The sequence below is a fragment of the Yoonia sp. D2-7 genome, assembly GCF_055809435.1.
Genome location: NZ_CM147912.1, coordinates 1,562,173 through 1,583,874 on the forward strand (window position 1 = coordinate 1,562,173; position 21,702 = coordinate 1,583,874).

At 57.5% G+C, this 21,702-nt stretch carries 19 protein-coding genes; 13 read left to right on the forward strand and 6 right to left on the reverse strand.

Going from position 1 to position 21,702, the window contains the following annotated elements:
• Positions 1-48: 48 nt before the first annotated feature.
• Complete coding sequence (locus tag AC0L7R_RS07510; RefSeq protein WP_473659999.1) at positions 49-1,125, forward strand: ATP-binding cassette domain-containing protein; 1,077 nt, start codon at positions 49-51, stop codon at positions 1,123-1,125.
• Here AC0L7R_RS07510 and AC0L7R_RS07515 read toward each other — a convergent pair.
• Genes AC0L7R_RS07515 through ccmI form a run of 3 tightly spaced genes read right to left on the reverse strand, consistent with a single transcriptional unit; the run spans position 1,122 to position 3,018 of the window.
• Complete coding sequence (locus tag AC0L7R_RS07515) at positions 1,122-1,355, reverse strand: DUF1289 domain-containing protein (protein ID WP_247128183.1); 234 nt, start codon at positions 1,353-1,355, stop codon at positions 1,122-1,124. The two genes, AC0L7R_RS07510 and AC0L7R_RS07515, sit on opposite strands and share 4 nt — an antisense overlap.
• The gene (gene ruvX / locus AC0L7R_RS07520) at positions 1,352-1,828 is read right to left on the reverse strand and encodes a Holliday junction resolvase RuvX (RefSeq protein ID WP_247128182.1); all 477 of its coding nucleotides are present in this window, start codon (positions 1,826-1,828) and stop codon (positions 1,352-1,354) included. The genes AC0L7R_RS07515 and ruvX overlap by 4 nt, the downstream gene beginning before the upstream one ends.
• Complete coding sequence (gene ccmI / locus AC0L7R_RS07525; protein ID WP_473660001.1) at positions 1,825-3,018, reverse strand: c-type cytochrome biogenesis protein CcmI; 1,194 nt, start codon at positions 3,016-3,018, stop codon at positions 1,825-1,827. The genes ruvX and ccmI overlap by 4 nt, the downstream gene beginning before the upstream one ends.
• A 205-nt stretch (positions 3,019-3,223) precedes the next feature.
• On the opposite strand from ccmI, the gene AC0L7R_RS07530 reads away from it, so the two are divergent.
• The 7 genes from AC0L7R_RS07530 (at position 3,224) to AC0L7R_RS07560 (ending at position 9,830) form a co-directional block, all read left to right on the forward strand.
• On the forward strand, positions 3,224-4,468 hold the full coding sequence (locus AC0L7R_RS07530) for a sarcosine oxidase subunit beta family protein (protein WP_473660003.1): 1,245 nt from the start codon (positions 3,224-3,226) through the stop codon (positions 4,466-4,468).
• 163 nt (positions 4,469-4,631) lie between these two features.
• A complete protein-coding gene (locus tag AC0L7R_RS07535) occupies positions 4,632-4,811 on the forward strand; it encodes a hypothetical protein (protein WP_473660005.1) in 180 nt (59 codons plus the stop codon).
• Between the two features lie 144 nt (positions 4,812-4,955).
• A complete protein-coding gene (locus AC0L7R_RS07540; RefSeq protein ID WP_348108583.1) occupies positions 4,956-5,285 on the forward strand; it encodes a sarcosine oxidase subunit delta in 330 nt (109 codons plus the stop codon).
• Entirely contained in the window at positions 5,282-8,287 is a 3,006-nt protein-coding gene (locus AC0L7R_RS07545) for a sarcosine oxidase subunit alpha family protein (protein ID WP_473660007.1), read from the forward strand. The genes AC0L7R_RS07540 and AC0L7R_RS07545 overlap by 4 nt, the downstream gene beginning before the upstream one ends.
• Complete coding sequence (locus AC0L7R_RS07550; protein ID WP_473660009.1) at positions 8,280-8,846, forward strand: sarcosine oxidase subunit gamma family protein; 567 nt, start codon at positions 8,280-8,282, stop codon at positions 8,844-8,846. Before AC0L7R_RS07545 ends, AC0L7R_RS07550 begins: the two co-directional genes overlap by 8 nt.
• 90 nt (positions 8,847-8,936) lie before the next feature.
• Entirely contained in the window at positions 8,937-9,536 is a 600-nt protein-coding gene (locus tag AC0L7R_RS07555; RefSeq protein ID WP_348108580.1) for a superoxide dismutase, read from the forward strand.
• Positions 9,537-9,650: 114 nt separating this feature from the next.
• A complete protein-coding gene (locus AC0L7R_RS07560) occupies positions 9,651-9,830 on the forward strand; it encodes a hypothetical protein (RefSeq protein WP_348108579.1) in 180 nt (59 codons plus the stop codon).
• A gap of 42 nt (positions 9,831-9,872) precedes the next feature.
• On the opposite strand, the gene AC0L7R_RS07565 is transcribed toward AC0L7R_RS07560, so the two are convergent.
• Positions 9,873-10,433, reverse strand: a complete 561-nt coding sequence (locus tag AC0L7R_RS07565; RefSeq protein ID WP_473660012.1) for a TIGR00730 family Rossman fold protein — start codon at positions 10,431-10,433, stop codon at positions 9,873-9,875.
• A gap of 111 nt (positions 10,434-10,544) precedes the next feature.
• Here AC0L7R_RS07565 and AC0L7R_RS07570 point away from each other — a divergent pair, with 111 nt between their 5' ends.
• From AC0L7R_RS07570 to AC0L7R_RS07580, 3 genes are read left to right on the forward strand one after another with little or no spacing between them, the layout of a single operon-like run.
• The gene (locus AC0L7R_RS07570; protein WP_473660014.1) at positions 10,545-11,801 is read left to right on the forward strand and encodes a LysM peptidoglycan-binding domain-containing protein; all 1,257 of its coding nucleotides are present in this window, start codon (positions 10,545-10,547) and stop codon (positions 11,799-11,801) included.
• Between the two features lie 57 nt (positions 11,802-11,858).
• Positions 11,859-13,682 (forward strand): ABCB family ABC transporter ATP-binding protein/permease, encoded by a 1,824-nt coding sequence (locus AC0L7R_RS07575; protein ID WP_473660016.1) that lies wholly within the window; start codon positions 11,859-11,861, stop codon positions 13,680-13,682.
• 24 nt (positions 13,683-13,706) lie between these two features.
• A complete protein-coding gene (locus tag AC0L7R_RS07580; protein ID WP_473660017.1) occupies positions 13,707-14,306 on the forward strand; it encodes an exopolysaccharide biosynthesis protein in 600 nt (199 codons plus the stop codon).
• 35 nt (positions 14,307-14,341) lie between these two features.
• On the opposite strand, the gene AC0L7R_RS07585 is transcribed toward AC0L7R_RS07580, so the two are convergent.
• A complete protein-coding gene (locus tag AC0L7R_RS07585) occupies positions 14,342-18,127 on the reverse strand; it encodes an efflux RND transporter permease subunit (protein WP_473660019.1) in 3,786 nt (1,261 codons plus the stop codon).
• Positions 18,124-19,374 (reverse strand): efflux RND transporter periplasmic adaptor subunit, encoded by a 1,251-nt coding sequence (locus AC0L7R_RS07590; RefSeq protein ID WP_473660020.1) that lies wholly within the window; start codon positions 19,372-19,374, stop codon positions 18,124-18,126. The genes AC0L7R_RS07585 and AC0L7R_RS07590 overlap by 4 nt, the downstream gene beginning before the upstream one ends.
• 291 nt (positions 19,375-19,665) lie before the next feature.
• Here AC0L7R_RS07590 and AC0L7R_RS07595 point away from each other — a divergent pair, with 291 nt between their 5' ends.
• The gene (locus AC0L7R_RS07595) at positions 19,666-20,328 is read left to right on the forward strand and encodes a hypothetical protein (RefSeq protein ID WP_473660021.1); all 663 of its coding nucleotides are present in this window, start codon (positions 19,666-19,668) and stop codon (positions 20,326-20,328) included.
• Between the two features lie 42 nt (positions 20,329-20,370).
• Positions 20,371-21,669 (forward strand): outer membrane protein assembly factor BamB family protein, encoded by a 1,299-nt coding sequence (locus AC0L7R_RS07600; protein ID WP_473660023.1) that lies wholly within the window; start codon positions 20,371-20,373, stop codon positions 21,667-21,669.
• The last annotated feature ends 33 nt before the right edge of the window (positions 21,670-21,702 follow it).

Sequence of the window (21,702 nt, forward strand, 5' to 3'; positions counted from 1 at the left end):
ATTGTTAGGGACGCAAAGACCAATCGTTTCACTAGGGATTAGCCCCACATGACCACCCCGCGTCTTGAAATCCGGAACCTGCGCAAGGCGTTTGCAGGCCGTGAGGTCGTGAACGATGTGTCGCTCAGCGTGATGCCGGGGCAGGTCACCTGTTTGCTGGGGCCGTCCGGCTGCGGTAAATCGACGACGTTGCGGATGATCGCGGGCGTCGAAACCCAAGATAGCGGCAGCATCTACGTCGATGGTCAACTGGTCTGCGATGGCACCATGTCGATCCCGCCAGAAGGGCGGTCAATCGGGCTGATGTTCCAAGACTTCGCGCTTTTCCCACACCTTAGCGTGACGCAAAACGTCGCTTTTGGTTTGCGCGCGCCCAAGGCAGAAGTGGCTGATCGCGTGACCAAATTGCTCGCCAAAGTTGGGATGTCGCGCCACGCCGATGCCTATCCCCACGAACTGTCGGGCGGCGAACAACAACGTATCGCGCTCGCGCGTGCGCTCGCACCAAGCCCGCGTGTGATGTTGATGGACGAACCGTTTTCCGGCCTTGACGACCGCCTGCGCGATGACATTCGCGACGAAACGCTTGAGGTTCTGAAAGAAGAAGGGACCGCCGTTCTGCTTGTCACGCACGAACCGGGTGAAGCGATGCGCATGGCCGATGAAATTGCGCTGATGCGGGGCGGCGTTGTCGTGCAGCGCGGCGCACCTTACAACATCTACAACGCGCCCGCAGATCGCGAAGCTGCGGCTTTCTTCAGCGATATCAACGTGATCCCCAGCAAAGTTCAAGGGGCGCTAACAGATACACCGTTCGGCCAATTCTTGGCGCCGGGCTTTGTTGACGGCACCAAAGTGGACATCGTCATTCGCCCGCAACACCTGAAAATCGACTTTGATCGCGGCGGACGCGGGCCCAACCCCACGCCATCCGAAGGCACACCAGCACGCGGCATCGTCCGCCGTGCGCGTTTCATGGGGGCGGACAGTCTGGTCGAGTTCGTGATGGACTACGACGGGTCGGTGCTCAAGGCGCGCGTGCCATCCGTGTTTCTACCAAAAGCAGGCACGCCGTTGTGGATCATGATCCGCCGCGACCGCTGCTTTGTCTTCCCGCACGCTTAATCGCGCGCAAGCCTTGCTGCACGTCCGCCACGCCGTTTCGTGATCAGACCAGCCCGATCAGGCAGGGCATCCATCACAAGTTTACGGGCCTCAGGTGTCATGCCGGACCATGCGCCAATCTCGTCAATCGACCGCAAACATCCCGTGCACAGCCGCGTCTCGGGATGAATCACACAGACCTTCACGCAAGGGCTGTCAATTTCGGCGCGTTTCCAGATCTCGTCGCTCATGTTGATCTCTTCATGTAGGACAGGCGGTCCAACAACCCCTGCAGGATGAATCCGGCGGCCACGTGATCAATGACGTCCGCGCGGCGTTTGCGTGATGTATCTGCGGCGATCAACACGCGTTCGGCTTCAACGGTCGATAGGCGTTCATCCCAGTAGGCGATAGGGAGGTCGGTCAATTTTTCAAGATTGCGAGCGAACGCGCGGGTCGCCTGACAGCGCGGACCTTCCGATCCGTCCATGTTCATCGGCAGGCCAAGAACGAGACCTTTGATGTCCCGCTTGGCGCAAATCTCGAGCAATTTCGCAGCGTCGAGCCCGAATTTCTTCCGCCGGATCGTTTCAAGCGGGGTGCCGACCTGACGCATGCCATCCGACACCGCGACACCGATCGTGACGGTCCCAAGGTCCAGCCCTGCAACCGCGCCGAAATCGGGCAAAGCGGCCAGAAAATCCTCAGATGTTTCACAAATCATTCGGCAACTCCTGCGCGCGTCGCGGCTTGATCCAACAGCCCCATCGCTTCATCGGATGCCCCGAATACATCGCGGGCCTCCGCGAGAATGTCGCGCGCATCGTCCATTTGCCCCAACACACCGTAAGCCACGATCAGGCGGGCCCATTGGTCGACAGGGCCGCCCTGTGTCGCCAATCGGTCCGCAAGGCGGCTGACCATGCCAGCGATCATCTCGGATTGGTCGTCTTCGGACAGGTCTTCGTTACCAATGACGTCTTCGAGGGCGACTTCGGTCGCGGGCGGCGGGGTGTAGTCCGTACCGGCCCGCGCCGCCGCATCGCCCACAAAGCGACGCGCAAGCGCAAGGTGGAAGGTCTCGGCTGCACCACGATCCAGAATGCTACGCCACAGCTGCAGCGCGCGATCCGGGCGGTCCGTTTGGTCGTACATCGCACCAAGATAATAGCGGCCCGCGATATTGTTCGGATCAAGCTGCAAGATGCGCCGCGCAATCGTTTCTGTCTGTGGCGAAACATATCCATCCGCGGCAGCCGCCAGCAAATCGGCCAATACGGTCAGCTCATCAACGGTGGCATCATCACCCTTCAGCGCGATCACCTGACCTTGCGCTGTCGCAGCCGCTGGATAATTCCGCATTTGGCTTTCGTGATAGGCAAGCAATTCCCAGCCCTGAACTTCATCAGGGCGCAGCGGCACGAGTTCGCGCAACTTATCAATTGATTCGACGTATTCAGCAGGAAAATCAGGGGTCTCCAGGGCAGGGGCATTCGCCTCTGCCTCGGCCTGACTTGGTCGGTTCGCGCGGAATTCATCGCCATTGGCAATGCGGGTCTTCAACGGCAGATCAGGATATCCCGGCGCGCCTAACTGCGTATAAATGCCACCGGATAGCGCCAGCAGAACAATTCCTGTTCCGATAGCGGCCGGCTTGCCAAACCGGCTTATCGTTGTCGTATGATCCTCGCCTGACGCCGCAATCAATCGCCGCGCAATTTCGGTTTTGGCCCGTTCTGCGTCTTCAGGTGCGATCACTTCGCGGGCGACGTCGCGGTCAACTTCTTCCAGTTGCGCCTTGTACAACGCGACCTGCGGGTCTTCCACGGTCTCTTTGGGGGGGCGGACCAGCGGCGTGATGACAATCACACCAACCACACATGTCAGCACAAAGCAGATGATCCAAAACAGCATGATATGAGGCCCTTCAATTTCACCCTACCTAACGCCCTAAAGGCGGCACGAAAAGGGGCTGCGACATCACGGTTCCAACAGCATGCAAGCAGTAACAAAAGCGATGTCGTAAAATGACGTCGAATTGCCGCGTGGAGTATCCTTTTGTTTCGGCCAAAGTCCCACTAACACTTTTAAGACCGCTATTCAGGATGAGGCTGCACCGATGAAACGCTATTCTGCTTTTGCTATCGCGCGCGAAGCGATGCGCCAACACACTGGCTGGGATCGGGCGTGGGCAAAACGTCCGCCGAAAAAGCATTACGATGTGATCATCGTGGGCGCTGGCGGGCATGGTCTGGCGACGGCCTACTACCTTGGCAAGAACTTTGGCATCACCAATGTGGCGATCATTGAAAAAGGGTGGCTTGGCGGCGGCAACACCGGACGAAACACAACCATCATCCGGTCCAATTACCTGCAAGACCCATCAGCTGCGATCTACGAAAAGGCGCGCAGCCTTTATGAAGGGCTGTCTCAGGACCTGAACTACAACATCATGTTCAGCCCACGCGGCGTGATCATGCTGGCGCAAACCCAGCACGAAATTAGGGGCTACCAGCGCACGGCACACGCCAATTCGCTGCAAGGGGTCACAACCGAATGGATCGGGCCGGACCGCGTCAAGGAACTTTGCCCGATCATCAATATCGGCGGTCCACGTTATCCGGTTCTGGGCGGGCTATGGCAGGCACGCGGCGGCACAGCGCGGCACGACGCGGTCGCATGGGGCTACGCACGGGCCTGTTCCGACATGGGCATGGACATCATCCAGCAATGCGAAGTCACAGGCGTCAAACGCGAAAACGGCAAAGTCACCGGCGTCGAAACGACGCAAGGCGACATTGGCTGCAACAAACTTGGCATGGTGGTGGCTGGCCACGCATCGGTGCTGGCTGAAAAGGCAGGGTTCCGTCTGCCCATCGAATCGGTGGCGCTGCAGGCGTTGGTATCCGAGCCGATCAAACCCTGCATGGACGTCGTGATCATGGCCAACACTGTGCACGGCTACCTGTCGCAATCCGACAAAGGCGAAATGGTCATTGGCGGCGGCACCGACGGCTACAACAACTACACCCAACGCGGATCATTCCACCACATCGAAGAAACGGTGCGGGCGCTTGTCGAAACCTTCCCGATGATCTCAAGGCTCAAGATGCTCCGACAATGGGGCGGAATCGTAGACGTGACAGGGGATCGGTCGCCGATCCTGTCCGCAACGCCCGTTGAGGGTATCTTTGTGAACTGCGGCTGGGGGACTGGTGGATTCAAGGCGATTCCGGGGTCCGGCTGGGCCATGGCAGAATTGATGGCAAAGGGCGCATCGCCGCTGACCGACGAATTTTCCATGTACCGTTTCCGCGAGGGCAAATTCATTGATGAATCTGTCGCAGCAGGGGTGGCTCACTGATGCGCATTCAATCCAACCGAAATGTCGCTATCTCGGCAGCGCGCCGCGCACGTTTTTATAATCGATCGGCTGAAAGGTGCCGCAATACGCGTTTTGCGAATACGCAGTTGATTACGACAGTGAATACAGCGCAAGGTGTTACTCAGGTAGAGGAGCGCACGTCATGGTTGATTTTAGCACACCCAAGAATCGACCTAGCAAAGGCCGTACCAACAGCCTTTTCATCATCGCTCTGTCTATCGTTGGATTGGTTGGCTACGCGTTTGTCGAAAACACGATCCGACCACCCCATGGTGACCGTGCCTCCGCGCCCCAATCGCAGATCGCACAAGCCCCAGACTAGGGTTCGCCCTACGACCACTCACGTCACCTTACCTCTGAAGGGCGGATGCAATTACGCATCCGCTCTTTTTCGCGCGACCACGCGGTGCACGCCTTGTGCACGTATTGTGCACGCAAATCACACCCCACATCTTGAGGTCTCGCCATGCTGACTCTGCATTGCCCATATTGCGGCGTTGATGCCGATGAAACAGATCTGCACGGCGGCGGCGAAGCGCATTTGAAGCGCTACGGACCAGAATCGTCCGACGAGGATTTCGAAGGCTACCTGTTCGTGCGCCAGAACCCCAAAGGCGTGCATTTTGAACGCTGGCGGCATGTCTACGGCTGCGGCAAATGGTTTTTGGCCGCACGCTGCACAGCAACGCTTGAAGTGTTCGGGACCTATTCCGCCCAAACCACAGAACCACCCGCTGATATCCGCGCCGCGATCACAGCCAAACGACCCGGTTGGTCATGGGGAGACTTATCATGAGCACACGTCTGGCAACTGCTGGCCGCCTTGTTGATACATCCAAGGCGCTGTCTTTTACGTTTAACGGCAAGCACTTAAAGGGTTTCGAGGGCGACACGCTCGCCTCTGCCTTGCTCGCCAACGACCAAATGCTGGTCGGTCGGTCGTTCAAATATCACCGTCCACGCGGCATCGTCGCAGCGGGCGCTGAAGAACCGAACGCGTTGATGAATATGGGCGACGGAGCGCATTTTGAACCCAACCAACGCGCCACAACGACGCTGTTGTTTGAAGGCCTGAAAGCACAATCGCAGAACCATTGGCCGTCTCTGGAATTTGACGTGGGCGCGATCAACACCAAGCTGTCGCGCTTCTTGCCAGCTGGTTTCTACTACAAAATGTTCATCTATCCGCGTCCATTCTGGAAGCACGTTTATGAACCGATCATCCGCAAATCAGCGGGTCTGGGCAAAGCGCCCATCGGCAAAGATGGTGACACCTACGAACACTTCCACGCCCATGCGGATGTCATGGTCATCGGTGGCGGAATCGCGGGTCTTTCCAGTGCTTTAGCTGCCGCGCGCAAAGGTGCGCGGGTGCTGGTGATGGAACAAACCGCCGCTTGGGGCGGACGCGCTGCAGTGGACGAACCGCAGATCGAAGGCATGGCTGCAACGGCTTGGATTGACCAGATCGTGGCTGAATTGTCCGCGATGCCAAACGTCACAATGCGCCTGAATTGTATGGGCGCAGGGGTCTACGATCACGGCTATATTCTGGGATACGAACACCTGAACGAAGGTGGGACCGATGCGCCGCGGCATCGGTTGTGGCGGGTACGGGCCAAGCAGGTTGTCACGGCAACTGGTGCGATTGAGCGGCCTTTGTCGTTTGCAGGTAATGACTTACCGGGCGTTCTTCTTGCAGGGGCCGTGCGCGATTACGTCGTGAACTTTGGCGTCTCCATCGGGGATCGCACGATCATCGTGACGAACAACGATGACGCGTACCGGACAGCGCTCGTGTTGAAAGACGCAGGTCTGGACGTGCCCGCGATCATCGACGCGCGACCCGACGCCGATGGCCCATTGGCCCGTGCGGCACGCGACGCAGGCATCCGCGTCGAGACGGGCAAGGGCATCGCAAAGGTTAAAGGCGGCAAGCGCGTCACCGGCGTTGCGATCTGCGGTCAAGCGGGCGAAGGCGCTGTTCTGGAAGAGATCGACTGCGATTGCGTGGCGATGTCGGGCGGCTGGTCGCCAGTTGTGCATCTGTGGTCGCATTGCGGTGGCAAACTGACATGGGACGCGGATAACGCGATGTTCCGTCCGGATGCAGATCGTCCGCCAACCGACGGAAATGGTTCAGGTTTTGTGACGCCAGCAGGTGTGGCGAACGGGCATTTGTTCACGGCAGAGGTGCTGGCCGATGGTTTTGCCGCAGGACGTGCCGCTGCGTTGGCGGCGGGCGCTGAGGGGCGCGCAGGCCAAGCACCTGAAGGCTACGACGAAGCGCAGGAGCCGATCTTGCCTGTTTGGTTGATGCCGCAAGGGGCCAGCCACGCGTTGCGGTCAAAAGCGTGGTTGGATTTCCAGAACGATGTGAAGGTCTCAGACGTGCAATTGGCGGCACAAGAAGGGTTCGAAAGCGTCGAACATGCAAAGCGTTACACGACGCTGGGTATGGCGACGGATCAAGGTAAATTGAGCAATATCAACGGTCTCGCCGTGCTTTCTAAAGCGCTGAATAGCGACATCCCCGATGTCGGCACGACCACATTCCGCCCGCCGTATACACCGATTTCGATGGGATCTATTGCTGGTGTCGCAAGGGACGAGCTGTTCCAGCCGATCCGTAAAACACCGATGTATGATTGGCACGCCGAAAATGGCGCGGATTTTGAGCCGGTCGGCCAATGGCAGCGTCCTTACGCCTATGTGCGGGACGGCGAAACTGTGCATGACGCGGTGAACCGCGAGGTCACGCAAACACGCGAAAGCCTTGGCCTGTTGGACGCATCCACGCTCGGAAAGCTGGTTGTCAGTGGTCCAGATGCCGGAAAATTCCTTGATATGATGTACACAAACCTGATGTCGTCTCTGCCCCTGGGCAAATGTCGCTATGGCCTGATGTGTACGGAAAACGGGTTCCTATCCGACGACGGCGTGGTCGCGCGGATCGATGAACAGACATGGCTGTGCCACACTACGACGGGCGGGGCCGAACGCATTCACGCGTGGATGGAAGACTGGCTGCAGTGCGAATGGTGGGACTGGCAGGTCTATGTGTCCAACGTGACCGAGCAATTGGCGCAAGTCGCTGTTGTAGGTCCAAACGCGCGGAAGGTTCTCGAAAAGTTCGGCGGCATGGACGTGTCCAAAGACGCGCTGCCATTTATGCAATGGAAAGACGGCACGCTGGGTGACTTTAAGGTTCGCATCTATCGCATTAGTTTCTCAGGAGAATTGTCCTACGAGATCGCGGTCGATGCAGGGCAGGGTCGCGCGTTCTGGGATGCGCTGTTAGATGCCGGTGCTGAATTCAACGTCATGCCTTACGGGACAGAGGCGTTGCACATCATGCGGGCCGAAAAAGGCTTTATCATGATCGGGGATGAAACCGACGGGACGGTGATCCCGCAGGATCTGAACCTGCAATGGGCGTTGTCGAAAAAGAAAACCGACTACCTTGGCAAGCGCGCGCAGCAGCGGTCGCACATGGCTGATCCGAACCGGTGGAAATTGGTTGGATTGGAAACGCTCGACGGGTCTGTGCTGCCTGATGGGGCCTACGCGATTGCGGATGGTACGAATGAAAACGGCCAGCAAAACACCGAAGGGCGTGTCACATCGACCTATTATTCGCCGACGCTGAAACGCGGTATCGCGATGGGCTTGGTGCACAAGGGGCCGGACCGGATGGGTGAGACCATCAAGTTTACCAACATCGGCGGCGAACCGATCGCTGCGAAAATCGTCGATCAGGTCTTCTATGACAAAGCGGGGGAAAAGCAGGATGTCTAATGCAATCAGCGCTTTGAATGGCCGCAGGGCCGATGGGGCCGTGACGGTCAAGGATGCGGGCCTGCAGGGGATGATCTCCGTCCGTGGTGATCTTGCGGACAAGGCATTAATCAAGGCCTGCAAATCGTTGACCGGATCAGACGCACCTGTGAAAGGTCAGATGGCCGTCAAAGGGGCCAATGGTTTCGGCTGGATGTCACCGGATGAGGCGTTGTTGTTGGTGCCGTATTTGCATGTGGAAGAAGGGCTGGAAACGCTGAACAAGGCCATGGCAGGAAAGCATTTTCTGGCCTCAAACGTATCCGACGCACGCGCGCGGATCGTGGTGTCAGGGACTTACGCCGACGAGGTGATTGCGAAGCTCGCGCCGGTGGACATGCATCCCGACACTTTCGCGGTTGGTGATTTCCGTCGTTCGCGACTGGGGCAGGTGGCCGCGGCTTTTTGGAAGGCAGACGATACCACGATCCACGTCATCTGTTTCAGGTCAGTCGCCGATTACGCGTTTGACCTGCTCGCGGCATCCGCAGCGGCAGGCCCTGTCGGTTATCTACGCTAAGTTTGGCTGATTACGGTGCGACGGGTTGACGCCGCGCCGTTTTGCGCTTTGTTACGGGGTAACGAAAATCTAGCTTAATGAGGCTCCAATATGGCTTTCGAACTTCCTGATCTTCCTTACGCACACGACGCTTTGGCTGACCTTGGCATGTCCAAAGAGACGCTCGAGTATCACCACGACCTGCACCACAACGCTTATGTCACCAACGGTAACAAGGCGATTGAAGGCACAGAATGGGCTGACAAATCTCTCGAAGAGATCATCAAAGGCACATACGACGCGAACGCAGTTGCCCAAAACGGCATCTTCAACAACATCTCCCAGCTTTGGAACCACAACCAGTTCTGGGAAATGATGGGGCCGGGTAAATCCGCGATGCCATCCGAACTGGAAGCCGCGTTGAAAGACAGCTTCGGGTCCGTTGATGAATTTAAATCCCAGTTCTCTGCAGCTGGCGCTGGTCAATTCGGGTCCGGTTGGGCGTGGTTGGTCAAGGACGCCGACGGCGGCCTGAAAATCACGAAGACAGAAAACGGTGTGAACCCGCTTTGCTTCAACCAGACAGCGCTTTTGGGCTGTGATGTGTGGGAACATTCCTACTACATCGACTTCCGCAACGCGCGTCCGAAGTACCTGACAAACTTCCTCGATAACCTCGTGAACTGGGAAAACGTCGCATCCCGCATGTGATCTGATCCACAGTGACAATCGGAACCCGTCGCAGCAATGCGGCGGGTTTTTTTGTGGAACGGAATGCGGGCAAAGCCGTTGTTCATGCAACGCTAATGAATAAAGGAGCCTGATATGTCCGATACACAGAAATCGCCAATCACACGTGCCGATGTCGATGCCGATGAAAAAGGCAATGTCGCGGGTGCCCATGGCAACGCCGACAATGATCACACGGGTGCGACAGGCGCCTCTGCGACGCGCCGTGGTCCGGAACGGATCAATCCAAGCGAAGATGTCGATAAAGACAAATAAGATCAAAAGGCTGGCCGCACCGTTGCGCGCCAGCCTTTTCTGTTAGCCGAGGAACGCGGTCTTTAGTTGGTTTTCCAAGCTTGGCACATCATCAACGATGGACACGAAGTCGAGAATACTGCTTTCCGCAAACCCCTGACCCACGACATTGTCCAACAACGCCCTGAGCGGGTTCCAGAACCCGTTGATATTCAACAGGTAGATCGGTTTTTCGTGCAGCCCGAGCTGCCGCCAAGTCAGCGCTTCAAAGAATTCGTCCAGCGATCCGGCACCACCTGGCAAGACAACTACCGCGTCGCAGTTCATGAACATCACCTTTTTGCGTTCGTGCATCGTCTCAGTAATGATGAACGTGTCCAGATCGCGTTTGCCGACTTCCCAGTCCAGCAGATGCGTCGGGATCACCCCGAACGTCCGTCCACCGGACGCCTGCGTTGCATTGGCCACGCGCCCCATCAGCCCGACGTCACCCGCACCGTAAACCAGCCGCCAATCGTTTGCGGCGAGCATTGCGCCCGTGTCTTCCGCCGCAGTTGCATACGCGGTGTCGGCGCCGTCGCGAGAGCCGCAGTAAACGCAAACGGAATGTGAGTTCGATGTCATAATTCAAGCTTTCGTCATGTCAGGGCCTTTGACCGGTCATAACTCTGTTGCTAGGCTCTCTCAACCAATCAGACGTCATGGGGGGCGTTTGGGGTGAAAAGGAACAAAGACTTGGCTGCTGGATCATCAAACGCATTTGCAATCGCAGGCGGCGTCGTTGCCGCAGGTGCTATCGGGGCCGCTGCCGTTTGGTTTGCGCCACCCGTGCGGCCATCCGGAAATGAACCTCAGGCTGCAGCTATTGTCGCCGAACCGGACGCGACCGCGCCGACTGACGCCGCGCCGGAAACGGCTGCCGCATTGGACCCCGCTATCGTGATGGCCCCGACGATCGACACGTTCTTCCGCAGTCCTGACGATACCGCCGTCGTGGCGGGGCAGGCGGAGCCGAACCAAGTTGTCGCGATCATGCTTGGCAACGACGTGGTTGAGACAGTGACAGCAGGCGCTGACGGGGCATTTGGTGCGGTGCTGCTGATCGCCGCATCTGATCAACCCCGCAGATTACGGCTTGTCGCTGATCCAGAAGGTGCCGCGACGCCGTCGGCGGAAAGCATCATCGTGCCGCCCGCCGAAATCGCGGTTGCAGCCGGCGTGTCCGAAGAGAATACGGTTGTTGCTGCGGATCAAGTCGCCACGTTGGATCAAAATGATACCTCTGACACGGCCCCTGAAATTGCGTCCTCGACAAACGATCAGATCGCGATTGGGTCTGCGGTTGTTGCAGGTGTGACGCCTGACGCTGGGGTGGCCCCTGCGATTTCGGCGGTGGCAGAGGAACCGCGAGGTGCGATCATAGCACCGCCAACACTGATCGCCGACGCCGAAGGTGTTCGGGTTCTGCCATCCGATGTCGGAGCGTCGCCAGCCCAACCAAACCTGACGGAAAACATCGCCCTCGACACAATCACTTATGACCCCGAAGGCGAGGTACTGCTGGCAGGGCGCGGTGCTTCTGCTGGTGGTTTTGTCCGCATCTATCTGGATAACCAGCCCGTCACGGTGTCGCGCATTTCGGTTGAAGGTGATTGGCGGACGGATTTGCCCGAAGTCGACACAGGCATCTACACATTGCGGGTGGACGAAGTGGATGCTGACGGCGTTGTGCAGTCTCGGATTGAAACGCCGTTCAAGAAAGAAGAACCGGCAGCCGTCGCAGCCATCTTGGCCGAGGAAACATCAGCTGACGGTTTTGATATTGCGGTCAAAACGGTGCAGCCGGGTGCCACGCTGTGGGCGATTGCCGAAGAACAATGGGGCGACGGGATCCTTTATGTGTCGGTGTTTGAAGCCAACCGCGACCTGATCCGCGATCCTGATCTTATTTATCCCGGACAAGTGTTCCGCATTCCCGAAAGCGCCGAGTAAGCACTGGTCATTCCCGCCCTGCCTGTTAAGTCTTGGTAGCTATTCGGAGACCAGCTTATGCGCCAATTGACGAAGACAGACGCCAACTTGAATAACGCCAAGATTCAAGGTTGGAACGTGATCAAACGGGTTGTCCCGTATCTTTGGCCAGCTGGAAACACCGAAGTGAAGGTCCGCGTTGTGGCCGCGATGGTGGCATTGTTCGCCTCCCAGATCATTGCCGTTCTCACCCCGCAGTTTTTCAGCCAAGCCGTGGATGTCATGGCCCCTGAAGACCCCGGTGTCGCCACCTATTTGGGATTAGGCGCAGTCGGGCTGACACTGGCGTACGGTCTGTCGCGGCTCTTGAGCGTTGGTTTTCAGCAGTTGCGCGACGTGATTTTCACACGTGTCGGTCAACGGGCGTTGCGTCAATTGGCGCTGGAAACATTTACACATATCCACCGTCTCTCCATGCGGTATCACATCACCCGCAAAACCGGCGGGTTGAGCCGGATTATCGAACGCGGTGTGAAGGGCGTCGAATTCCTGCTGCGGTTCCTGCTGTTCTCTGTCGGGCCGTTGGTGTTGCAATTGCTGATGATTGCGGGCGTTTTGTTTGTGACATTCGATGTGTGGTATTTGGTGGTCGTAGTCGTCACAATTGGCCTGTACGTCTGGTTCACTTTCGCCGTCACTGAATGGCGCGTCAAAATCCGCAAGGTGATGAATGACCAAGACACGGACGCGAACCAAAAAGCCATCGACAGCCTGTTGAACTTTGAAACCGTCAAATATTTTGGCGCGGAGCAGTGGGAAGCGGCGCGTTACGACAGCGCGATGCGCAAATACGCCGAAGCGGCAGTGAAAACAAACTACACACTCGCGTTTTTGAACTTTGGCCAATCGTTGATCATCACGGGTGGCCTTGTCGGCGTGATGGTGATGGCGGCGATCGGGGTCGAAAACGGGACGCTGACGGTCGGTGATTTTGTGCTGGTGAACGCCTACATGATCCAGATTACGATGCCGCTGAACTTCCTCGGCACTGTGTATCGCGAGATCCGCCAAGCCTTGATCGACATGGGCGACATGTTTGACCTTCTTGAACAGCCAGCCGAAGTGAATGACAAACCCGATGCCAAACCACTGGTCGTGACAGGTGGGGCGATCAGTCTTGATGCGGTTGAATTCGGATACGACGCTGAACGACCGATCTTGAAAGGCGTCAGCCTTGACGTTGAACCGGGCCAGACGATTGCGATTGTCGGGTCGTCCGGATCCGGAAAATCCACCATTGGCCGTTTGTTGTTCCGGTTTTACGACGTTAACGCAGGCGCGTTCAAAATCGACGGGCAAGACGTGCGCGATGTGACGCAGACCAGTCTGCACGCACAGATTGGCGTGGTCCCGCAAGATACCGTCCTGTTCAACGACACAGTGCATTACAACATCGCGTACGGGCGGCCAGACGCATCCGAGGACGACATCATTGCGGCTGCGAAGGCGGCGAAGATTCACGATTTCATCATGTCGTTGCCAGACGGCTACGAGACGACGGTCGGCGAACGGGGGCTGAAGCTGTCGGGCGGTGAAAAGCAACGTGTCGGAATTGCGCGAACGTTGCTCAAGAACCCGCCGATCCTTTTGTTGGATGAAGCCACGTCCGCGCTTGATACGGAAACCGAAATGGAAATTCAGGCTGAACTGAAGGCCATGTCGCACGGGCGCACTGTTGTGACGATTGCCCACCGCCTTTCGACAATTGCGGATGCGGATCAGATTGTCGTGCTGGAAAACGGCGTGATTGTTGAACGGGGCACACATGATGCATTGCTGGCGACCGATGGCCGTTATGCACATCTTTGGAACCGACAGGCCGATGAAGAAGTTCCTGCATAAAGCAGACTTCATTAGAGGCATTCCATGGCAAATGACGCCGCCGCACATCCAATCGACGACATCGCGTCCCAACTTGACGAAGTGACGCAGAACGGTGACGCGACCTTCGGGGACGTCATATCAAAGTTCGGGCGCACCGCGTTTTCGACCGTGCTGCTGATGTCGGCGCTTGTGCTTGCGTCACCGCTCAGCGGAGTGCCTTTTGCATCGACTGTGTTTGGTATGCTGATTTTCGTGATCGCCGGACAGGCCGCCATTGGGACCCAGACTGTTTGGTTGCCAGATTTTCTAATGCGGAAAACTGTGACCGCAGATCGCGTCGCAAAGCTGCAATCGACGTTGCACCGATTTGGTACTTTCTTTGACAAATTCCGTCGGGCTCGTCTGCGCGGTGTTGTGGGCAGGGCGGGGCAGCACGTCTTGTTCGGGATCTGTGCTGTCGCGGGCGTCTTTCTGCCCGTGCTCGAATTCGTACCGTTTTCGTCAAGCATCGCAGGTGCGGGGATCGCCCTGACAATGCTGGGCGTTATCGGCCGCGATGGGCTGTTTGTGCTGTTCGGATTGCCCTTGGTTGGCGGGGCTCTGTCGATGCCGTTCTTCGTCTATTCCAGCATCTTTGGATAGCAAAAGGGCCGCGTGATGCGGCCCATTTGATTTATTCATTCAGCGGCTTGAACCGGCGCCAACACAACGTTCGGCTTTTCGTCCGGCATTTCAGGTTCTTGTTCCGGCGCAACGACGTCTTCATCTTCGGTCCAGATAACCTCTGGCGCTTTGATGCGCTTTGCCTCGCGGCGCAGCGCCCAGTCACGTGCGTAGCTGCTGCCACGGCCCATCGACAGACGGGCCAATAGGCGTGCGAACCACAGCGCGTAGGTCGTGGCCCAAACTCGCAAGGCCAACATGGACGGCGTGAAGACCAGCGTCAGGATGGTTGCAATTCCAAGGCCAAAGACCACGGCCGTTGCCAGCTGTTTCCACCACAACGCCGTCGGACTATCGACCGAATAGCCGCCGTTCATGAAGTCGAGGCTGAGCCCGAACATCATCGGTGCCAGACCCGCCATCGTCGTGATGGTGGTCAGCAGAACCGGACGAATACGATCTTCGGCGGTGCGTGTGATCGCCTCAGAACGCGGCATGTATTGGCTGTATTCTTGATAGGTATCGATCAAAATGATGTTGTTATTCACCACGATCCCCGCCAAGGCGACGATCCCCGTACCAGTCATGATGATCGAAAACGCCTGATCCATGACCAACATCCCGATCAACGTGCCAGCAGTGGACATGACTACGGCCAATAGCACGAGGATCGAGTTATAGATCGAATTGAACTGCGCGAGCAGAATGATGAACATCAGACCCAGCGCACCCATGAAAGCGTTCATAAGGAATGCACCGGATTCGGCTTGGTCTTCTTGGTCGCCGGTCCATTCCCAATCGACGCCCGCGGGCAGGGGATTGGTGTCCAGCCATTCGGTTAGCCCCGCGATCCGTTCGTTCGCGGTGATTGGTGTTGCTTTAATCGCGCCGTCGTAGGCCAACATGTTTTCGCGTTCTTCGCCATTGACTACTGTTATCATCACTAGATCGCTAAGATTTTGCGAAACGCCTGGAGAAAGCGATATGATCTCATAATGTTCATCATCAACTAAGACCGTTGTATTAGTGCTCGTTTCAACTTTTTGAAGAACCGCAATCGGATCGCCTGAAGTCGTATCAGTAACTTGTGTCAAGCCAGACTCAACGCCTGCTTTCAGGTCAAAATACCGTTTCTGATCCACACGGTCGATTTGCGCCAGCTTCGCGACGGGCGTCCGTGTGATGAAGTTTGACAGCGGAACAAGTCCTGCATTGGTGCGCACGCGCAAGCTATCAAGCGTGGACAAGACGCGGTCGTTTTCCGGCAGACGGACGCGGATTTCGATTTCCTCATCCGAGCTATCCACGCGCATCGTATCAAGCAGGATACCCCGCGTGACCATCTGCACCATCGCACCAACCGACGCCACATCAGCCCCGTAACGGCCTGCTTTTTCGACATCCACGTCGATCTGCCAGTCGATGCCGGGCAGGGGCAGTGTGTCTTCGATCTGGGTCAGACCCGGTGTCCCTTCAAACTGCGCACGGGCAAGGGCCGTGGCGGTTTTTAGGTCATCAAGATTTTCGCCTTTGATCCGCAGGTGCACTGGCTTGCCAGCGGCAGGGCCACGGGCTTGGGCCAGAATTTCGGTTTGGATGCCCGGGATCAGGTCCAGTTCTTCTTGCAGTTCCGCCAGCACGATGTCGCCGTCCAGATCAGGACGGTCAGCGCGGTCTTCCCACGGGATCGTTTCCAGCTGGATCTGGCCAATCGTGTCACGCGGGCCTTCAGCACCACCCGTATTCGAATTCAGCCCGCCTTCGCCCGCAAATGAAAACGCGTTCAGCACACCGGGGTGGCCCAGAACAACGGCTTCCGCTTGTTGGACAAGGTGATCTTTTTCTTCCAGCGACAGGTTACCCCGTGCGCGGACGTAGACGATGGCCTGTTCCGGTTCGGATTCAACAAAGAATTCAACGCCATTATTGTTGGCCCCAAAGTACGTGAAGGTCGACATCACAAAGAAACCAACAGCCCCGACAGCCACAATCGGCATGATCGGATTGCCCGCGATGAAATGGATGAAACGCCCGAACAGCGACCGGCGATAGCCAGCTTTAATCATCCGCTGTTTGCGGGTGATCGTGGCAGAACCGAGCGTGATGGATGTTAGGATTGCACCAAGGATGAACAGTAACATGCCGGGTAAGGACGCGAAAAAGCCTGAGGTTTGCACAGATTCGCCAGACAAATACGCGGGGTTCAGTGTTAGCATTGCGCCGGTAAAAGTGACCATCATTGCGACAGGCACAAGGGCTGCACGCACGACCCACCACAGATGCGCCCGCATCCAGTCAGATGCCCAGCCGAACATGCGGCTCATCCGGCCTGTGACCCCGCCCATGACAGGCAAGTAGATCAGCGCCACGACAAGGGACGCGCAGAGAACGAAGATCAGTGTGACGGGCAACATGCCCATGAACTGCCCCGGAACACCCGGCCAGAACAACATCGGCAGGAACGCACAAAGCGTCGTCGCAGTGGATGAAACGATGGGCCAGAACATCCGCTTTGCGGCCTCTGTGTAGGCGTCCATCGGGCCTGCACCGTCACGCATCCGTTTGTCTGCGTATTCCACAACAACGATCGCCCCATCGACAAGCATCCCGACGGCCAAGATCAGACCGAACATCACGATGTTGGAAATGGTGATCCCCATCACGGCCAATAGGGCGAAACACAATAGGAAAGAGGTCGGGATCGCAAAGCCAACGAGCATGGCAGGGCGGGTACCCAAAGCCGCCAGAACCACGATCATCACCAGCGCGATGGCGGTCAGAACCGACCCTTCGAGCTGGCTGACCATGGACGCAACAGCGCGGGACTGATCGTTGGATGTGCCGACGTCGATGGCCGCTTGCAGCTCAGGGGTCCAGCTTGCGCGTTCTTCTTCAACAACCACGGCGACTTCTGCTGCCGTGTCGATCAGGTTGAACCCTTTGCGTTTCACAACCTGCAACGCAACTGTGTTCACGCCGTTAAAGCGGGCGGTGCCTGCGCGGTCTTCAAAGGTCAGGCGGATCAGCGCCAGATCACCAAGCGTGATGACGCGGTCGCCATTCGTCTTGACGGGCAGGTTATAGACATCCTGCGGGTCATCAAACGACGATGGGATTTTGACCGCAAACGTGCCTTGGGCCGTTTCAACTTCACCCGCGGCGATCAGCAGGTTGTTGTTGGACACCACGTTGATCAGTTCGCCCGCGGTGACGTTGTAGGCTTCTAGACGCAGCGGATCGATCACGACTTCCAGCATTTCGTCGCGCTGGCCAGCAAGCCCGGCTTCTAACACGCCGTCCATGCTTTCAAGACGGTCTTGAAGGTCTTTGGCGACCCTCAGCAGCGTCCGTTCGGGGACGTCGCCCGTCAGGTTCACGATGACAATGGGGAATTCAGAGAAGTTGATTTCGTTGATTGAATAGTTGTCAGCACCAGTCGGAAAAGCGCTTTCGGCTTTGTTCATCGCGTCGCGGATGTCCGCCAAAACCTTAGTCTTGTCCCAGCCGAATTCAAATTCAAGTGCGACACCCGCGTAGCCTTCAGAGGCGGTGCCGGACATGGATTTCAATCCGTCCAGATCGGACAGTTCGGTTTCCATCGGTTTGACCAGCAGCGTTTCCGAATCTGCAGCCGAAATGCCGGGGAAGGGGACGGAGACAAAGATCGCGGGGATCTCAATGTCGGGTTCACCTTCTTTGGGTAGACCCACATATGCAAAACCCCCCGCCAAAAGCGAGAGGGCAATGAAGGCAAGAACCATGCGGGCGCGGGATGCAGCCCAATCGACTAATCCGTTCATCCTTCAACCTCCGCAAAAGTGGGGTCGACGGTCACGCCGTCGATGACAAATTCTTGACCGACGGTGATGATATTCACAGTGTCAGGCAGGTCGGTGACCCAGACGCCTTCGGCCGTATCGCGCAGCAAGGTCACGGGCATAAACAGCGCCTTGTTGTCTTCGGCGATGGTTCTCACACCAAGGGCACCGTCATCGTTCAAAGTTAAGGACGACTGCGGCACAAGATGGGCCTGACGCCCGTCCGAGGCCACGACGATTTCGACGGTTTGGCCTGCACTGATGGCATTGTCTGTATTGGGCACTTCAACCTCTACGCGGAACGTGCGGGTCGTTTCATCGGCAGAGCGGGACAGGAACGTCACCTCACCCGCGACATCAGCGCCCGTCGCGATCTTTGCACCGGCTCGCGCACCAACGGTGACTTTGGTCACATCAATTTCGGGGACAAAACCGACCAGTTTGATCGGATCAAGTTGCACGATAGTCGCGCAGGCAGCACCGGGCTGCATCAATGTGCCAAGCTCTGCGGTATCGGTTTCCAACAACCCGCTGAACGGGGCCACAATCGTCAAGCGATCAATTTCGGCCTCTGCGGACGCGACACTCGCTTGGGCGGCTTCGATACCTGCTTGTGCAGATGCGATACCGGATTGGGCGCGTTGCAGGCCTGCGGTCGCGGCTTCTGCTGCGGCTTCGGCGCTGATCAATTGGGTTTCGGAACTGACACCGCGTTCATTCAAACGGCGTGCGTTTTCGACGTTCAGGTTGGCCTCGCGCACGCGCGCCTCTGCTTCGGCGATTGATGCTTGTGCTTCGGGAACACGACCACGTGCCTCTGCGAGGCGGGCTTCTGCTTCGGCAAGACTGGCGCTGCGTGTGCCCGGATCAAGTTCGCACAAAACGTCGCCCATGTTGACATAGCCGCCCTTATTTAGGGGTTCGGATACCACAAGACCGGATGTTTCGGCAGCCACGTTGACCTGCCGTGCGGCTTCGGTCCGGCCACGCAAAATCACGGCGCTGTCGATGTTTTGGGCTTCAGACGCTAAGGCCACAACACGGACAATTTGATCGCGGGGCGCATCTGCGACCGGTTCTTCCTCAGTCGCTTCCTGCGCGGTCTCCACGACCTGAGGTGTTTCAGTTGCTGGCCCTTGGGCAAATGCGATGACACGGTCCCGTTCAAGGATGAGCAATCCAAGGATGCCCGCCACCAGAATTGCGGTGATGAATGGAATGATCTTCATAGTCGGGCTTTCGTAATTTTGGACGCAACTGTGTGTATTGCCGGATCTAATTAACTCTACGTAAGTAGGGGCGTTTTGGTTTCATAAAAGAGCACTAAACTAATTAGTTCAGTTTTAGGGTGTTTGGCAGGTTGCCGCAAGGTTGTTTTCTGCGCCGCCGCAACCCTTTGTGTCGTCACAAATTCGCCGATGGGTCTGTGGGGCCTTGGCAATCCGCCAGCCTTCGCGATATGTACCCCGCACAAGGCAGTTTGCGCCCGCGCAAAGATGCGGCGCACTGAGGGGGATACCGTGAGCGATACCGATAGTTTTATCAACGAAGTTTCGGAAGAAGTCCGTAACGACCAGTTGTTTGGATACGTCAAAAAATACGGGTGGATCGCGATTGCGCTGATCCTCGTTTTGGTTGGCGGGGCCGCTTATTCTGAATGGACAAAAGCGCAGGATCGTGCGGCTGCACAAGCGGCAGGTGATGCGCTGATCGCAGCACTTGCAAATGACGATGTCGCTGAACGGGCAACAGCACTGGCTGCGGTCACGACAGATGGACCAGCAGAAGCAGTCACAGGATTGCTAACGGCTGCGGCGCAGCAAAGTTCCGGTGATCTGGTTGCGGCCAAGGCCACGCTTGATGCGTTGGCGGCAAGCGACGTGATCCCGCAGGCTTACCGCGATGTAGCAACGTTTAAATCCGCCACGATTGCGATCGAAGGCGAAGATTCAGCAGCGCGTCGCCAAATGCTGCAATCCCTCGCAACACCCGGTATGCCATATCGTTTGCTCGCGCTGGAGCAAATCGCGATGATGGATGTCGCGGCAGGCGACACCGACGCTGCGGCCAACGGATTGCGTGCGATTTTGGAAGACGCGGCAGTGTCTCGGGGCTTGCGTGATCGTGCGCAAACCTTGATGGTGGCGCTTGGCGAAGAAGTAGAACCAGCCGCCGCTGAATAAGCTGCGGGTGACTAAGAATAAGATCGCGAAGGGGCAATCGTCGTGACAGGGTATTTCCGATTTAGCGCGGTGTGCGCCTTTGCAGTTCTGCTTGGCTGTGGTGAAACAGACGTGATCCTTCCGGGGGAACGTTTCGACATTCGCCCGCAGCAGAACATCGTCAATCAGGCCTTGCCGATTTCGCTGCCGGGCCAAGTCGCGAATGCGTCATGGACACATCGCAACGGTAACGCTTCGCATCAGCTCACCCATCCCGCTTTGTCAGGCACGCCGCGTCAAGTCTTCGCGACCTCCATCGGCGAAGGCGACAGCCGGCGGGCCCGCATTACAGCGGACCCTGTTGTCTCTAACGGTGTGATCTACACGCTTGATGCGCGTGCAAATGTGACAGCGACCGCGACCAGCGGGACGCGGCTTTGGTCAGTGAACCTGACACCGGGCAGCGACGGGGCGCGTGATGCGTCTGGCGGTGGTGTGGCGATTGCGGCAGGCCGTGTGTTCGTGACCACGGGCTTTGGCGAAGTTGTGATGCTGGATGCTGCCACTGGTGGCGAAGTTTGGACGCAAGACCTTGACGCACCCGGCGTATCTGCACCGACCGTCTTTGGTGATCTGGCCTATATCGTAGGACGCGACGGGACTGGCTGGGCGTTGGAAGTGGACAGCGGCCGCATCCGTTGGCAGCTTTCGGCGACACCGGCGCTTGGCGTGTTTGGTGGCGGTGCAGGCGTTGCAGTTGATAGCGGCATTGCCGTGTTCCCGTTCCCGTCTGGCGAAGTCGTCGCGACATTCCCCGAAGGCGGTTTGCGTCGGTGGTCAACTGTTGTCAGCGGTGCGCGGACGGGCAGTGCTGCGGCGACGATCAGCGATATTGCGGGTGATCCCGTGATCAAAGGCAATGACGTTTACGTCGGCAACTTTGCGGGTCAGATCGTGAAACTGGACGTGTCCAACGGCGACCGGATCTGGACGGCGCAAGAAGGGGCGGTCAGCCCTGTCTGGCCTGTTGGCAATGCGGTCTTTGCGGTCAACGACCTGAACGAACTTGTCCGTTTGAACGACAGCGACGGGACACCTGTCTGGAAAGTCCAACTGCCCGGATTGCTAGAGGCTGGCACTTTCGGCAGTTCCAACGAAGTTGTGGCGCATTACGGCCCCGTTCTGGCGGGCGGTCGTCTGATCGTCGCGTCGTCTGACGGGGTGATTCGGCAGTTTGATCCGGTGTCTGGCGCGCTCGTCGGGGCCATCCCGCTTGAAGGTGGTGCTGCGTCAAACCCGGTTGTTGCAGGACAGACCCTTTACGTCGTCTCGAAAACAGGGCAATTGCACGCTTTCCGGTAAGCGACATCTGTTGCCGCTCCGGCTAGGAGAAAT